A 14,324-nucleotide genomic window follows, 5' to 3' on the forward strand; every position below is an offset into this window, starting at 1 on the left:
CATGAGCGAGACCCCGCGCAAGCCCGTCCACCTCGCGGTCTACGACACGTACGCGGACTGGGAGACCGGCCACACCACCGCGCACCTCACCCAGCGCGGCCACACCGTGCGCACGGTCGGCCTGAGCACCGCGCAGCCGGTCACCACCATGGGCGGCGTCCGCATCCAGCCTGATCTGCTCCTGGCCGACCTGCGACCGGAGGACTCCTCGCTGCTGATCCTCACGGGCGCGTCCCTGTGGGACACGGGCGACGAGCTGAAGCCTTTCGCGGCCAAGGCGAGGGAGTTCCTGGCCGCCGGAGTGCCGGTCGCGGCGATCTGCGGAGCCACCGCCGGCCTGGCCCGCGAGGGCCTGCTGGACGGCCGCACCCACACCAGCGGCGCCTCCTTCTACCTGGCCGAGCAGCCCGGGTACGGAGGCGCCGGGAGCTACGTCGAGGCCGACGCGGTGACCGACGGCGACCTCATCACGGCGGGGCCGACGGAGCCGGTGGCCTTCGCCCGCGAGGTCTTCGCGCGCCTGGACGTCTACAAGCCGGACGTCCTGGACGCCTGGTACGGGCTCTTCCACGACTCGGACCCGAACGCCTACCCGGTCCTGATGGCGGCATCGGCGGCCGGAGATGCGTGAGGCGGCCGACGAGGTGACGTACGGGGCGACCCACGAGGCGGCGCAGGTGGCGCAGGTGGCGCGCGAGACTCTGCCGTCGGGGGAGTCCCGGACCCAGCAGGACCTGCTGAGCCGCACCGCGCTCGGGGTGTTCCGGCTGAACGGCCAGTTCCTCGCCATCTCGGAGGAGCTGGCCAAGCCGGCCGGGCTGACGGCCGCCTGGTGGCAGGTGCTGGGCGCGGTACTGCGGGAGCCGCTGCCCGTCGCGGGCATCGCCCGGAACATGGGCATCACCCGGCAGAGCGTGCAGCGCATCGCGGACCTGCTGGTCGCCAAGGGCCTGGCGGAATACGCCCCGAACCCCGCCCACCGGCGGGCGAAGCTGCTGCGGCCCACGGAGGAGGGGCTGGACGCGGTGGACCGGATCGGCCCGGGCCACGCGGCCCTGGCGGCCCGCCTCGCGGCGGAGCTGGGCGACGACGCCTTCGCGGAGACGGTCCGCGCCCTGGAGCGGCTGGCCACGGCACTGGACGCGCTGGAGTCCCCGGCGCCGTCCGCGCCCGTTCCCGCACCCGCGCCGGAGTGAGCCCGGTCGGCACCGCGTTCGGTGCCCCGGCGCGGGTTCCGAAAGCCCGCCACGGGCGATTGTGTCGAAGTCAATAAGCCTGCAAGCAAAGCTTGTTGCGTATAACGGGCTGGCGGACACTGCGGCACATGGAGCCGTTGAAGGTAGTGGCACGACTGTGGGAGCGAATCGAGGCACGCGACTGGGACGGCGTGGCCGGGCTCATCGCCGAGGACGCGGTCATCGAATGGCCCGTGAGCGGTGAGCGCATCGTGGGGCGCGCCAACTTCATAGCCGTGAACAGCGACGACGGCTACGCGGACGAGAGATCCGTGGAACTGCTGCGGATCCTGGCCGACGGGAACCTCGTGGTCACCGAGGTGGAGATACCCCAGGACCACGTCGTCTACCGGGCCGTCTCCCTCTGGACCGTGCGGGACGGGGAGATCGTGGGGGCGAGGGAGTACTGGACCAGCCCCGGCCAGGACCCGGCCCCCCGCTGGCGGGCGGGCTACGTCGAACCCCTGGTGGCAGACTGAGCCGCGTGCTCACCGCTCTTCTCGGCGCGACCGGGGTCCTGGCGCTCCTCACCCTCGTCCCCGGCCCGGACATGGCGATCGTCACGAAACGGGCCGTCACCCGGGGGCGCGCCGACGGGCTGCGCACCGTCGCGGGGATCGCCGTCGGGCTGCTGCTCTGGGGTGCCCTCACCGTGGCGGGGCTCGCGGCGCTGCTCGCCGCATCCGCCGACGTGTACCTGGTGGTGAAGCTGGCGGGGGCCGCGTACCTGTGCTGGCTCGGCCTGCGGGCCCTGCTGCGGCCGGGCGCGGAAGCCGCGGACGGGCGGGCGGCGGACGGGCGGCCGACGGGCGAGCGGTCGGCGGGTGCCGGCGGGGCCTGGCGGACCGGACTGGTCGCGAACGTCCTCAATCCCAAGATCGCCGTCTTCTACACGGGGCTGCTGCCCGCCCTCGCGCCGCCGGGGCTGCGGCCGGCGGTCGGCATGGCGCTGCTGGTCCTGGTCCACGTGCTGCTGACGGTGGTCTGGCTGGGCACGTACGTGTACGTGCTGTCGCGCGCCGGGCGTTTCTTCGCGCGGCCCCGGGTACGGCGGGCGCTGGACCGGACGACGGGTGTCGTGCTGATCGGCTTCGGTGTGCGGGTGGCGACGTCGTGACGTCGTGACGTCGCGGCGGGCTGGATGTCGGGGGGCGGGATGTCGGGGGGGGCGGGATGTCGGGGCGGGAGTGCGGCGGTGCCTCTCAGGTATCCCGCGTCATACCTGAGAGCTACGCGCGAACACGGCTCCATGGCGTGACGCCGACGACGGGCCCGGATTTCTAACTTCGTTAGCAGAGAGGAGCGTTCACAGCTCTTCCGGGCGACCGAAGGCAGAGGGCCATGGCAACGGGGACGACGACGCGGAGCAAGACCGGCACCGAGACCGGGACCGGGACCGGGCAGCTGCCGACCGGGATCACGGGCGGGGTCTGTGTGTCGGGTGCGGCGTCCGCCACCGGGAGGGCGGGGTCCGGCCGTGGCCGGCTTCTGCGCGGCCTGCTGGCCACTCTGGTCGCCGCAGCCGTCGTGGTCCCCGTATCCGCCGCCGCCTCCCCGAACGTCCCCGCCCCCGCACCCGCCACGTTCTCCGAGGACACCGCCCCCGGAATCCGGTACGCCGCCAACGCCGCCAACCTCACCGAGGCGATCCGCACCGCCGAGGACGCCGACCGCCCCGGCCGGGCCGCCAGACTGCGCGCCATGTGGGCGTCCGGCGCGGCACAGTTCCTCGCCTTCGACGGCCGCGGGAAGGGCCGGGCCGTCGAGGTGTTCGGCGAGCTGGAGAGCGCCGACCGGGTCGCCGTACTGGTGCCCGGGTCCGACACCACCCTGGACACCTACGAGCGGTTCCGGGCCGGGGCCGTCTCCCTCCAGCAGCGCCTGCAGGCCGAGCATCCGCGCTCCGCCGTGGTCGCCTGGCTCGGGTACGACACCCCCGGCACGGTGAGCACCACCGTCCTGAGCGCGGGCCGCGCCGATGATGCCGCTGCCGAACTGGCCCCGTTCCTGAACCGGTTGAGGGACATGGCGGCGCCCGGTGCCGAGCTCTCGCTCCTGTGCCACTCCTACGGGTCCGTGGTCTGCGCCCGGACCGGCACGGGTCCCGCGGTCGGCGACATGGTGCTGTTCGGCAGCCCGGGGACGGGGGCAGGATCCGCCCGTGAGCTGCCGACCGGGGCACGGGTCTGGGCCGGCCGGGGCAGCGGCGACTGGATCGGAAACGTCCCGCACGTCCGGCTCGGCGGGATCGGTTTCGGCACCGACCCGGTCGACCCCGCCTTCGGTGCACGGCTGTTCGCCGCCGGCTCCGCCGGGCACAGCGACTACCTCAAACCGGGCACCGAGTCCCTCGACAGTCTGGCCGCCATCGTCCTCGGCACCACCCCCGCATCGGAGGCCGACCATGGTTGAGTTCCGCGGCCGCTGGTCCGCTCTGGCGGCGGGCATCGACGCGGCCACCCCGGCCGACCGCGACCGGACCGTGGACGCGCTGCGGTCCTTCGCGATCCTCGGCGTGGTCCTCGGCCACTGGCTGGTCACCGCGCTGACGGCCCGCGACGGCGCTCTGAGCACCACCAGTCCGCTGGTTCACATGCCGTGGCTGGCCCCGATCTCCTGGGTGTTCCAGACGCTGTCCGTCTTCTTCCTGGTCGGCGGTCATGTCGCCGCCCGCGGGTACGAGTCGGCCCGGGAGCGTGGCGTCCCGTACGGCGCGTGGGTCGGGCATCGGCTGGGCCGGCTGTTCCGTCCGGTTGCCGCGGTGCTGGTCCTCTGGGCGGTCGTCGCGGGCGGGATGCTGGTCGGCGGGGCCGAGTTCGACACCGTGCGGTCACTGGTCAGGCTGGTGCTGTCGCCGCTGTGGTTCCTGCTGGTGTTCGCCGCGCTGACCGCCGCGACCCCGCTCGTGGCCCGGCTCAGCCCGCTGTGGCCGCTGGCCGTGGTGGCTTCCGTCGACCTGTGGCGCTTCGGGCTGGAGGGGCCCGAGTGGATCGGCTGGATCAATGTGGCCGCGGGCTGGCTCGTCCCCTTCACCCTGGGCGCCGCCTGGTCCCGCGGGGCCTTCGCCCGGCGCGGACCGGCGCTGCTCCTCCTCGGCGCGGGCGCCGTGGCCACGGCCGCGCTGATCCTCTGGGGCGGGTACCCGGCCTCCATGGTGGGTGTCCCCGGCTCCGCGATCTCGAACCTGAACCCGCCGACACTGGCCGCGGCCGCTTTCGGACTGGCCCAGTGCGGGCTGGCCCTGCTGGTGCGCGAGCCGCTGGCCCGGGCCATGCGGCGGCCGAAGGCCTGGGCGAGGGTGGCGCTGCTGAACCTCTCGGCCATGACCGTCTTCCTGTGGCACCAGACCGCCATGATGGCCGTCACCGCCCTCGGGCTGCTCGTCTCGGCCGACCTGCCGGGGCTGCACACGATGCCCGACTCGGTGGGCTGGATAGCGGCTCGCGCCCTGTGGCTGCCGGTGTTCGCCGCCGCGCTGGCGCTCTGCTGGGCCGCCTTCCGTGTCCACGAGCAGGCCTCCCGGCGTCCGAGGCCGTCCCGAGCCAGCCGCTCTGTCACGGTCCCCCGCCCCAGGACGGCCCCCGCCAAGGAGATCACCCGTGTCTAGGGCCCGCCTTAGCCTGGACGGCGTGAAACAGCAGAAGGAGACATCCGCCGCCGAAGTCCGCGTCCGCCTCCCGCGCGGCCTGGTCCGGGAGTTGTTCACACTGCGGCGGGACCCGCTGCCGAGGATGTCGCGGCCGCGCTGGCTGGCCTGGCTGCCCCATGTGGTCCTCTGCTACGTGGCCATTCCCTGCGGCGTCGTCACGGGGATGACGCTGAACGACCACTACGGGGTGCAGGGTTCTGCCGTGCTGGGGCTGTCGCTGCTGACCTCCCTGTCCGTCGTGCTCAGCATGTTCCGGCCGATCGCGGCCTGGTGGCTCGGGCTCGTCACCGCCGGCCTGATCGCCTGGGCCATCCACGACCACGTCGGGCATGGGCAGTCCTGGCCGTGGTCGCCGGCCGGGCCGTTCACGCTCGTGCCCGTGCTCCTGATGGTCGCCCTGCGGGTGCCGCCCCGGGTGACCGTCTCGGTCATCGGCATCACGCTCACCCTCAACGGACTGGCCGACATCGTCCTCAGGCCGCCGCAGAGCCAGACGATCATCGGCGGGGTGGCGATCCTCTTCGCGTTCGTGGGGATCCTCGGCTACGCCCTGCGGGCCACCCGCCTCGCCCGCGGCAAACTCGTCGAGCAGGAGACCCTCACCGAGGAGGAGCGGGCCCGGCGCACCCTGCTGGAGGAGCGCAGCCGCATCGCCCGCGAACTGCACGACGTCGTCGCCCACCACATGTCGGTGATCTCCATCCAGGCGCAGGTCGCCCCGCACCTGGTGGAGAACCCGTCCGAGGAGCTCAGGGAGAACCTGGCCGGCATCCGGGAGAACGCGCTGGAGGCGCTGACGGAGCTGCGGCGGGTGCTGGGCGTGCTGCGGTCCGAGCAGCCGGACGATCCCGCGAACCCCCACCATCCGCAGCCCACCCTCGGCGAACTGGACGGCCTCGTGGACAACGTGCGGGGGGCCGGGCTGGACGTCACGACCGAGATCGCGGGGATACGGCGGCCGCTGACCCCGGGCGTGGAGCTGACCGCGTACCGGATCGTGCAGGAGGCACTGAGCAACGCGCTGCGCCATGCGCCCGGTTCACGGGTGGAGGTGGGCATCGCGTACGGGCCGCGTGATCTGCACCTGTGCGTCGCGAACAGCGCTCCGACCCGGTCGGCCCCGCCCTCGCCCGGAGCGGGGCACGGGCTGCTGGGGATGCGGGAGCGGGCAGGCATGCTGGGGGGCGAACTGGCCGCCGGCCCGCGCCCCGACGGGGGGTACGAGGTGAGCGCCGTACTCCCGATGGATCCGCAGGACGTGCCCGCGGTCCGCGACCCCGAGACGAAGAGGGCCTCATGAGCACCCCGATCAAGGTGATGATCGCCGACGACCAGATGATGGTCCGGCAGGGCTTCACCGTGCTTCTCAACGCGCAGCCCGACATAGAGGTCGTGGGGCAGGCCGTGGACGGGGCGGACGCGGTGGCCAAGGTCGCCGAGCTGGCCCCGGACGTGGTGCTGATGGACATCCGTATGCCGGGGATGGGCGGCATCGAGGCCACGTCCGTCATCACCGCGGCTCCGGAAGCCGCCGTGAAGGTGCTGGTGCTGACCACCTTCGATCTCGACGAGTACGTGTACGAGGCGCTGCGGGCCGGGGCCTCCGGTTTTCTGCTCAAGGACGCGTCGGCCGACCAGCTCGCCGAGGCGGTGCGGGTGGTGGCGGCCGGTGAGGCGCTGCTCTCGCCGAACATCACGAAGCGGCTGATCACGGAGTTCTCCCGGCTGGGGGCGCCGCGCGCGCCGTCTCGGGCCCGTATCGAGGCACTGACCGAGCGGGAGACGGAGGTCCTGTCGCTGATCGCCCAGGGCCTGTCCAATGCCGAGATCTCGGAGCACCTGGTGCTGGCCGAGCAGACGGTGAAGACGCATGTCAGCCGGATCCTGGTGAAGCTGGGGCTGCGGGACCGCACGCAGGCGGCGGTGTTCGCGTACGAGACGGGCCTGATCCGCCCGACGGGCTACTGAGGAACCCGTGTAGTACTTGAGAGGGACCCCGGGAAATCCCCATCAGCGGCGACGCGGACCAGGGCGGCGCGGACCTACGGTGGTGGCATGACCGAGACGACCACCGGGGGGACATCCCGGGCACCTGAGTTCCGACTGGCATCTGAGGTGATCGCGACCCTGCGCCGGGATCTCGTCACCGATGCCTTCGCCTACCGGCCGCTGCCCCTGGCCGATACCTCCGGGCGCTTCGTGCGCCTGCTTCCCGGGGTGCTGCGCCGGTACGCGCCGTGGCGGCGGTATGCGGCGGTGGGCGCCCTGGCCTTCCTCGTCGCGATGACCGCGCTCAACACGCAGTCGGACGCCTGGGGCGACCTGGGGCCGATCGCCATGTCGATGCTGGCCGCGGCCCCGGTCCTGATGACGCTGGTGCGGCCGGTCGGCGCGTGGTGGGCGGCCATAGCCATGACGGTGGTGACGGCCGGCCTCGGTGGTGGTGACAGCTGGCCCTGGACCGACAGCAGTTTCTTCTCCTACATCGTGGTCATGTTCCTCGTCACCCTGCGGACCGGGCCCCGGGTGGCGGCCTGGATGTGGACGCTCACCCTCGTGCTGGGAACGGCGATCTCCGTCCTGTTCAACGGCCGCTGGGGATCGAACATGCCGGAGATGGCGCTGACCTCGGCCTTCGCCCTGGTGATCGCCAGCAGTATCCAGATACGCCGGCACGCGAAAGCGGAGGTGAGCGCGCAGCAGGAGGTCACGGCCGTCGAGCGGGACAAGCGGACGCTGCTGGAGGAGCGGACCACGATCGCGCGGGAGTTGCACGATGTGGTGGCCCACCACATGTCGGTGGTGGCCATCCAGGCGGAGGCCGCGCCGTACCGGGTGAAGAACCCGCCGCCGGAGCTGGAGGCGGCGTTCGCCACCATCCGGGAGAACGCGGTGGCGGCTCTGACGGAGCTGCGGCGGGTGCTGGGTGTGGTGCGGTCCGCGGACTACGAGGCCCCGGACGCCCCGCAGCCGACGCTGGCCTCGCTGGAGGGCCTGCTGGCCAATGTGCGGGAGGCCGGGCTGAGCGTGGAGAAGACGGTGACGGGCTCGGTGCGGGAGCTGCCGCAGGGTGTCGAGCTGTCGGCGTACCGGATCATCCAGGAGGCCCTGAGCAACACGCTGCGGCACGCGCCGGGGGCCGCGGCCGAGGTGGAGGTCTCGTACGTGCTGGGTGGCCTGGGCATACGGATCGTCAACGACCGGGCCACCGGGGATGCGCGGCCCTCGGCGGGGGCCGGACACGGGATCACGGGCATGCGGGAGCGGGTGGCCATGCTGGAGGGCGAGATGACGGCCGGACGGACGCCGGCGGGCGGGTACGAGGTGGCGGTGTTCATACCGGTGCCCCACCGTGCGGAGCCGGCGCCGGAGCCGCAGGAGGGGACGGTATGACGATCAGGGTGCTGATCGTCGACGACCAGGTGATGGTGCGCGAGGGCTTCTCCGTCCTGCTGAACGCGATGGACGGGATCGAGGTGGTCGGCGAGGCGGTCGACGGCCGGGAGGCCATCGGGCAGGTGGCGGCGCTGCGGCCGGATGTGGTGCTGATGGACATCCGGATGCCGCGGATGAACGGGCTGGAGGCCACACGGGAGATCGTGGCCGCCGACACGGACGCGAAGGTGCTGGTCCTGACGACCTTCGACCTCGACGAGTACGTGTACCAGGCGCTGCGGGCCGGGGCCTCCGGGTTCCTGCTCAAGGATGCCTCGGCCCGTCAGCTCGCCGATGGAGTGCGGGTGGTGGCGGCCGGTGAGGCCCTGCTGGCGCCGTCGGTGACCAAGCGGCTGATCGTGGAGTTCTCGAAGATCTCCGAGGCCCGCAAGCTCGCGGACCCGGCGGGTGCGGGGGAACTGACGGAGCGGGAGACGGAGGTGTTGATACTGATCGCGCAGGGCTTGTCCAATGCGGAGATAGCCGACCGGCTGGTCGTCGCCGAGTCCACCATCAAGACCCATGTGAGCCGGATCCTGGTGAAGCTTGGCCTGCGCGACCGGACCCAGGCGGCCGTGTACGCGTACGAGACCCGTTTGGTGACGCCCGCCTGATCGGGCCCGGCTGCCCTTAGGGTGCGGGGATGGGGTTTGATCCGTGGGATGCCGAGTTCGTCGCCGATCCTTATCCGGCGTACCGGGAGTTGCGGGAGCAGGGGCGGGCCGTGTGGTGCGAGGCCACCGGGCAGTGGCTGGTGCCGCACTACGCCGATGTGAGTGCGCTGCTGCGGGACCGGCGGCTGGGGCGGACCTACCTCCACCGGTTCTCGCACGAGGAGTTCGGGCGCGAGGCGCCGCCGCCAGAGCACGAGCCCTTCCACGTGCTCAACGGCAACGGCCTGCTGGACCTGGAGGATCCCGCGCACGCCCGGGTGCGCAGGCTCGTGGCGAAGGCCTTCACCCCGCGGACGGTGGAGCGGCTCGTGCCCTCCGTGCGGCGCATGGCCGGGGAGCTGGTGGGGCGGCTGCGCGCGGACGGGGGCGGGGATCTGCTCACCGTCGTCGCCGAGCCGCTGCCGGTGGCGGTGATCGCGGAGCTGCTGGGTGTGCCCGAGGCGGACCGGGGGCTGCTGCGGCCGTGGTCGGCGGACATCTGCGGGATGTTCGAGCTCCGGCCGGACGAGGAGACCGCGCAGCGTGCGGTGCGGGCGAGCGTCGAGTTCAGCGCGTACCTCCGGGGGCTGATCGCCGAGCGGCGGAGCCGCCCCGGGGAGGATTTGATCTCCGGGCTGATCGCCGCTCACGATGAGGAGGGGCGGCTCAGCGAGCAGGAGATGATCTCCACTTGTGTGCTCCTGCTGAACGCCGGGCACGAGGCCACCGTCAACACGACCGTCAACGGGTGGTGGGCGCTGTTCCGCAACCCCGCGCAGCTCGCCGCGCTCCGCGGGAGTCACGATCCCGAAAAGTTGTCCACAGCTGTGGATGAACTCATGCGGTACGACACTCCCCTCCAGATGTTCGAGCGCTGGGTGCTCGACGACATCCGGATCGGTGACACCGTCATCCCCCGCGGGGCCGAAGTCGCACTGTTGTTCGGGTCGGCGAACCGGGATCCCGCGCGCTTCGGCGATCCCGACGCGCTGGACCTCTCACGGGCCGACAATCCGCACCTGACCTTCGGGGCCGGGATCCACTACTGCCTCGGGGCGCCGCTGGCACGGCGGGAGTTGGAGGCCTCGTTCGGGGCGCTGCTGGCGGACGGAGTGCCGCCACTGCGGCTCGTCGAGGAGCCGCAGTGGCAGGACGGGTACGTCATCCGGGGGCTGAAGCAGCTGCTCGTGGAGTTCTAGGGAGCCGCGAAGGACCGGGATTCCGTCGGGCGGGTCTACGCGATCATGTCGCGGCGGCGCAGGGCGCCGAGGCCCGCCGCCGTCAGGACCGCCGCCAGGGCGGTCAGCGCCGACAGGGGAGCCCAGTCCAGGGCCTGCGCTCCCGGGAGCCGGGGCAGGTGGGCGAAGGGCGAGAGGTTCAGGACGGCCTGCGGAAGGTTCAGGGCCGGGCCGACCCAGCCCAGGGCCAGCGCGCCCCCGGCCACCGCCCAGGCGGCGGCCGCGTACCGGGGGGCGGCGCCGTACAGCAGCACCGCCAGCGCCCCGATCAGCCACACCGCCGGGAGCTGGGCGAGCGTGGCGCCGATGGCCGCGCCCGGCTCGCGGCCGTGTCCGAGGCCGAGACCGAGGCCCGCCAGCAGCAGGACCAGCGCCGAGCCGCCGAAGGCCACGGCCAGGTGGCCGCCGGCCCAGCGCAGTCGGCCCACCGCGTTCGCGAGCAGAGGCTCCGCGCGCTGCCCCGACTCCTCGCCGCCCAGGCGGAGTACGGAGGCGACGGCGTACAGGGCGGCGACCATGCCGAACATGCCGGCCATCGTCGCGAGGAAGGCGTCGGTCAGCGCGCCCTGTCCGCCCGGCCCGCCCTGCCCGCCCATCCGCTCGATGATCTCGCGGGTCCGGTCGTTGTCGCCGACCAGGTCCGCGGCGCCGTCCGCCATCCCGCCGAAGACGGCGCCGGCGATCAGAAAGCCCGCGCTCCAGCCCAGTACGCTGCCGCGCTGCAGCCGCCAGGCCAGCGCGCCCGCCGTGCCCAGGCGTCCCTCGGCCGGTCCCGGCCGGGACGGCAGGAAACTCATGCCCAGGTCACGGCGCCCGGCCAAGGCGTAGGCGGCGCCCGCCTGCACCGCGACGGCGGCGGCGAACAGCGGGAGCACCCACCAGCGTTCGGCGGCGAAGGCCCGTACGTTCTCCACCCAGCCGAGCGGCGAGGCCCAGGTGAGGGCCGACCGCCCGCCCCCCGTACCGGCGTCGCCCGCGGCCTTCAGGACGAAGGCCGCACCGAGCACCGCGGCCGTGATCCCCTTGGCCGCGCGGGCACTCTCGGTCAGCTGGGCGGCGACGGCCGCCGTGCAGGCGAAGAACATCCCGGTTGCCGCGACGGCCAGGCCCAGAGCGATCGCGCCGGGCGCGCCCTGCCCCGCGAGACCGCCCGCCACCAGCAGGGCGACACCGGCGTTCGCCACGAGGGCGGCGAGCAGGGCGGCGGTCAGCGGGGCCCGCCGCCCCACCATCGCAGCGGAGAGCAGTTCCTGACGGCCCGTCTCCTCCTCCTCGCGGGTGTGACGGACGACGATGATCAGGCTCATGGCGGCTGCGAGGACGGCGGCGTAGACACCGGCCCGCCAGGCGGTCAGGGCGCCGAGGGAATCGCCGAAGACCGGTCCGTACAGGGCGCGCATCGAGCCGTTGGCGTTCATCGAGGCGGCGACGCGGGCCCGTTCGGCGGTGGTGGCGTACACGCTGCCCAGGGAGCCGGGCATGCTCACCACCATGAGCGTGGTGACGGCGACCCACACCGGCATCATGACGCGGTCGCGGCGCAGGGCGAGCCGCAGCAGCGCCCCGGTACCCGCCAGTCGGTGCTTCATCGGGACGCCTCTTCGGTGTAGTGGCGCAGGAAGAGCTCTTCGAGGGTGGGCGGGGTCGAGGTCAGCGACCGCACCCCCGAGGCGGTCAGGGAGCGCAGTACGGCGTCCAGCTTGTCGGTGTCGGCCTGGAGGGTGACCTTCAGCCCCTGCACCTGTACGTCGTACACGCCGGGCAGGTGTGCGAGGCCGTTCGGCGGGCCGGCCAGCTCGGCGCTGATCGACGTACGGGTGAGGTGGCGCAGTTCGGCGAGGGTGCCGGTCTCCACGGTGCGGCCCTTGCGGATGATGCTGACCCGGTCGCAGAGGGTCTCGACCTCGCTGAGGATGTGCGAGCTGAGCAGGACGGTGCGCCCGGCGGCGCGCGCCTCGGCGACGCAGCTCTGGAACACCTCCTCCATCAGCGGGTCGAGGCCGGAGGTCGGCTCGTCCAGGACGAGCAGGTCGGCGTCGGAGGCGAAGGCGGCGACGAGGGCGACCTTCTGCCGGTTGCCCTTGGAGTAGGTGCGCCCCTTCTTGGTGGGGTCCAGTTCGAACCGCTCGACGAGCTCGGCGCGCCGGGTCCGGTCGAGCCCGCCGCGGAGGCGTCCGTAGAGGTCTATGACCTCGCCGCCGGAGAGGTTGCGCCACAGGGTGACGTCGCCGGGTACGTAGGCGACGCGGCGGTGGAGGGCGACCGCGTCGGCCCAGGGGTCGCCGCCGAGGAGCTCGGCGGTGCCGGAGTCGGCGCGCAGCAGGCCCAGCAGGACCCGGATGGTGGTGGACTTGCCGGCGCCGTTGGGCCCGAGGAAGCCGTGGACCTCGCCGGTGGTGACCGAGAGGTCGAGCCCGTCCAGTGCGCGGGCGCGGCCGAACGCCTTGTGGAGGCCGGCGACTCTGATTGCCTTCGTCATGTTTCCGAACGTACGCTAGCTTCACAAATTTGTGAAGCTTGGGAATCTCAAGAATCGCGTAAAGTCGGGAAGGTGGCAGATGACATGGTGAATGTGGACGCGAGGACCGCGGTGCCGACGGGGACCGGTGCCGGCACCGGTGCAGGCACCGAGACCGGCATCGCCGCCGACGCCCGGGACGGCGACGCCGTCTCCCGCTTCGTCGAGCGGTTCGCCGCGCAGCTGACCGAGGCCGGGATGCAGCGGATGGCCGCGCGCGTCTTCGCACAGCTGCTGGCCAGCGACGGCGGCGCGATGACCTCGGCTGAACTGGGCGAGGCGCTGCGGATCAGCCCGGCCGCGGTGTCGGGCGCCGTGTCCTACCTGACCCAGGTCAACATGGTCAGCCGCGAACGCGAACCGGGCTCGCGCCGCGACCGGTACGTCCTGCACAACGAGCTCTGGTACGAGACCTTCACGCGCCGCGACCAGGTCCTGACCCTGTGGGAGAAGACCCTGCGCGAGGGCGCGGCCACCCTCGGCACGGACTCGCCCGCCGGGGCCCGCGTCGCGGAGACGGCCGCCTTCTTCGAGTTCATGCAGGGCGAGATGCTGGGCCTGATGGACCGCTGGCGGGCCCACAAGGCGACGATCGGCCTCGGCTGAGGGTGCCCGGCGCCGCGGGCAGACCTGCGCGGGCACGGGCGGACCCGCGGTCCGGTGATCGAATCCGGAAGCACCGATACCCGCAGACGGGACGTCTCCCGCGTGCCATGCTGGACCGCATGAACCTGGAGGACCTGGTACGGCTGCGCCGCGCCCGGGACATGATGGACCGCGAGTACGCGGAGCCGCTGGACGTTCAGGCACTCGCGAACGTCGCCCTCATGTCGCCCGGGCACTTCTCGCGCAGCTTCCGCACCGCCTTCGGGGAGACCCCGTACAGCTACCTCATGACCCGCCGCGTCGAACGGGCCAAGGCGCTGCTGCGACGCGGCGACATGAGCGTGACGGACGTCTGCTTCGCCGTCGGATGTACCTCGCTGGGGTCCTTCAGCTCACGTTTCACCGAGCTCGTCGGGGAGACGCCCAGCGCCTACCGGGCCCGCAGCCACGACGACGGCGCGGCGATCCCGGCGTGTGTCGCGAAGATCCTCACGCGACCGGTCAGGATCGGAGAAGCGAAATCCGCACCCTCCTCGTAGCGTCGACGGCATGAACATCAACCTCTCGCAGTGCTTCATCGCAGTCGACGACCACGACAAGGCGCTCGCCTTCTACCGCGACATCCTCGGCCTGGAGGTCCGCAACGACGTCGGGTTCGAAGGGATGCGCTGGGTGACCGTCGCCTCCCCCGCCCAGCCGGACGTGGAGATCGTCCTCGAACCGCCGCTCGCCGACCCGGGCGCCTCGGCGGCCGACCGGCAGGCCATGGCGGAGCTGCTGGCCAAGGGCCTGCTGCGCGGCGTGATCTTCTCCACCGACGACGTCGACGCCACCTTCGAACACATCCGGGCCGCCGGCGGGGAGGTCCTGCAGGAGCCCGTCGACCAGCCGTACGGCGTCCGCGACTGCGCCTTCCGGGACCCGGCGGGCAACATGCTCCGCTTCAACCAGCCCCGTAAGCCCTGACCGCCGGCCGCCGCAGGAATCCGC

General features: G+C 72.6%; 16 protein-coding genes. 14 read left to right on the top strand and 2 right to left on the bottom strand.

Annotated features, from left to right (window positions below):
* Position 1 precedes the first annotated feature (1 nt).
* The 11 genes from Sspor_RS21015 (at position 2) to Sspor_RS21065 (ending at position 10,171) form a co-directional block, all read left to right on the top strand.
* The gene (locus Sspor_RS21015; protein WP_202200515.1) at positions 2-631 is read left to right on the top strand and encodes a DJ-1/PfpI family protein; all 630 of its coding nucleotides are present in this window, start codon (positions 2-4) and stop codon (positions 629-631) included.
* On the top strand, positions 624-1,196 hold the full coding sequence (locus Sspor_RS21020) for a MarR family winged helix-turn-helix transcriptional regulator (RefSeq protein ID WP_202200516.1): 573 nt from the start codon (positions 624-626) through the stop codon (positions 1,194-1,196). The genes Sspor_RS21015 and Sspor_RS21020 overlap by 8 nt, the downstream gene beginning before the upstream one ends.
* Before the next feature lie 128 nt (positions 1,197-1,324).
* Positions 1,325-1,714 (top strand): nuclear transport factor 2 family protein, encoded by a 390-nt coding sequence (locus Sspor_RS21025; protein ID WP_202200517.1) that lies wholly within the window; start codon positions 1,325-1,327, stop codon positions 1,712-1,714.
* A 5-nt stretch (positions 1,715-1,719) separates the two neighbouring features.
* The gene (locus Sspor_RS21030; RefSeq protein ID WP_202200518.1) at positions 1,720-2,352 is read left to right on the top strand and encodes a LysE family translocator; all 633 of its coding nucleotides are present in this window, start codon (positions 1,720-1,722) and stop codon (positions 2,350-2,352) included.
* A 224-nt stretch (positions 2,353-2,576) separates the two neighbouring features.
* The gene (locus Sspor_RS21035; protein ID WP_202200519.1) at positions 2,577-3,647 is read left to right on the top strand and encodes an alpha/beta hydrolase; all 1,071 of its coding nucleotides are present in this window, start codon (positions 2,577-2,579) and stop codon (positions 3,645-3,647) included.
* Positions 3,640-4,842 (top strand): acyltransferase family protein, encoded by a 1,203-nt coding sequence (locus Sspor_RS21040; protein ID WP_202200520.1) that lies wholly within the window; start codon positions 3,640-3,642, stop codon positions 4,840-4,842. The genes Sspor_RS21035 and Sspor_RS21040 overlap by 8 nt, the downstream gene beginning before the upstream one ends.
* A 22-nt stretch (positions 4,843-4,864) precedes the next feature.
* Positions 4,865-6,184 (top strand): sensor histidine kinase, encoded by a 1,320-nt coding sequence (locus Sspor_RS21045; RefSeq protein WP_237403950.1) that lies wholly within the window; start codon positions 4,865-4,867, stop codon positions 6,182-6,184.
* Entirely contained in the window at positions 6,181-6,852 is a 672-nt protein-coding gene (locus Sspor_RS21050) for a response regulator (protein ID WP_202200521.1), read from the top strand. Before Sspor_RS21045 ends, Sspor_RS21050 begins: the two co-directional genes overlap by 4 nt.
* Positions 6,853-6,939: 87 nt before the next feature.
* Positions 6,940-8,277, top strand: coding sequence for a sensor histidine kinase (locus tag Sspor_RS21055; protein ID WP_202200522.1), 1,338 nt, complete (start codon positions 6,940-6,942; stop codon positions 8,275-8,277).
* On the top strand, positions 8,274-8,933 hold the full coding sequence (locus Sspor_RS21060) for a response regulator (protein WP_202200523.1): 660 nt from the start codon (positions 8,274-8,276) through the stop codon (positions 8,931-8,933). Before Sspor_RS21055 ends, Sspor_RS21060 begins: the two co-directional genes overlap by 4 nt.
* 29 nt (positions 8,934-8,962) lie before the next feature.
* On the top strand, positions 8,963-10,171 hold the full coding sequence (locus tag Sspor_RS21065) for a cytochrome P450 (RefSeq protein WP_202200524.1): 1,209 nt from the start codon (positions 8,963-8,965) through the stop codon (positions 10,169-10,171).
* A 35-nt stretch (positions 10,172-10,206) separates the two neighbouring features.
* On the opposite strand, the gene Sspor_RS21070 is transcribed toward Sspor_RS21065, so the two are convergent.
* Entirely contained in the window at positions 10,207-11,799 is a 1,593-nt protein-coding gene (locus tag Sspor_RS21070; RefSeq protein WP_202200525.1) for an ABC transporter permease, read from the bottom strand.
* Positions 11,796-12,689, bottom strand: a complete 894-nt coding sequence (locus Sspor_RS21075) for an ABC transporter ATP-binding protein (protein ID WP_202200526.1) — start codon at positions 12,687-12,689, stop codon at positions 11,796-11,798. Before Sspor_RS21075 ends, Sspor_RS21070 begins: the two co-directional genes overlap by 4 nt.
* Before the next feature lie 72 nt (positions 12,690-12,761).
* On the opposite strand from Sspor_RS21075, the gene Sspor_RS21080 reads away from it, so the two are divergent.
* From Sspor_RS21080 to Sspor_RS21090, 3 genes are all read left to right on the top strand, one after another.
* Positions 12,762-13,334: a GbsR/MarR family transcriptional regulator gene (locus Sspor_RS21080; protein WP_237403951.1), complete on the top strand. Its 573-nt coding sequence runs from the start codon at positions 12,762-12,764 to the stop codon at positions 13,332-13,334.
* A 119-nt stretch (positions 13,335-13,453) separates the two neighbouring features.
* Complete coding sequence (locus Sspor_RS21085) at positions 13,454-13,873, top strand: helix-turn-helix domain-containing protein (RefSeq protein WP_030755782.1); 420 nt, start codon at positions 13,454-13,456, stop codon at positions 13,871-13,873.
* 10 nt (positions 13,874-13,883) lie between these two features.
* Entirely contained in the window at positions 13,884-14,300 is a 417-nt protein-coding gene (locus Sspor_RS21090) for a VOC family protein (RefSeq protein ID WP_202200527.1), read from the top strand.
* The last annotated feature ends 24 nt before the right edge of the window (positions 14,301-14,324 follow it).

Source organism: Streptomyces spororaveus, from assembly GCF_016755875.1.
GTDB lineage: Bacteria > Actinomycetota > Actinomycetes > Streptomycetales > Streptomycetaceae > Streptomyces > Streptomyces spororaveus.

Bases quoted from the DNA above. Each gene is read 5' to 3' on its own strand.
- Sspor_RS21035 (WP_202200519.1), top strand. From the start codon at position 2,577: ATGGCAACGGGGACGACGACGCGGAGCAAGACCGGCACCGAGACCGGG.
- Sspor_RS21085 (WP_030755782.1), top strand. From the start codon at position 13,454: ATGAACCTGGAGGACCTGGTACGGCTGCGCCGCGCCCGGGACATGATG.
- Sspor_RS21040 (WP_202200520.1), top strand. From the start codon at position 3,640: ATGGTTGAGTTCCGCGGCCGCTGGTCCGCTCTGGCGGCGGGCATCGAC.
- Sspor_RS21060 (WP_202200523.1), top strand. From the start codon at position 8,274: ATGACGATCAGGGTGCTGATCGTCGACGACCAGGTGATGGTGCGCGAG.
- Sspor_RS21050 (WP_202200521.1), top strand. From the start codon at position 6,181: ATGAGCACCCCGATCAAGGTGATGATCGCCGACGACCAGATGATGGTC.
- Sspor_RS21025 (WP_202200517.1), top strand. From the start codon at position 1,325: ATGGAGCCGTTGAAGGTAGTGGCACGACTGTGGGAGCGAATCGAGGCA.
- Sspor_RS21065 (WP_202200524.1), top strand. From the start codon at position 8,963: ATGGGGTTTGATCCGTGGGATGCCGAGTTCGTCGCCGATCCTTATCCG.
- Sspor_RS21070 (WP_202200525.1), bottom strand. From the start codon at position 11,799: ATGAAGCACCGACTGGCGGGTACCGGGGCGCTGCTGCGGCTCGCCCTG.
- Sspor_RS21015 (WP_202200515.1), top strand. From the start codon at position 2: ATGAGCGAGACCCCGCGCAAGCCCGTCCACCTCGCGGTCTACGACACG.
- Sspor_RS21020 (WP_202200516.1), top strand. From the start codon at position 624: ATGCGTGAGGCGGCCGACGAGGTGACGTACGGGGCGACCCACGAGGCG.
- Sspor_RS21055 (WP_202200522.1), top strand. From the start codon at position 6,940: ATGACCGAGACGACCACCGGGGGGACATCCCGGGCACCTGAGTTCCGA.
- Sspor_RS21090 (WP_202200527.1), top strand. From the start codon at position 13,884: ATGAACATCAACCTCTCGCAGTGCTTCATCGCAGTCGACGACCACGAC.
- Sspor_RS21075 (WP_202200526.1), bottom strand. From the start codon at position 12,689: ATGACGAAGGCAATCAGAGTCGCCGGCCTCCACAAGGCGTTCGGCCGC.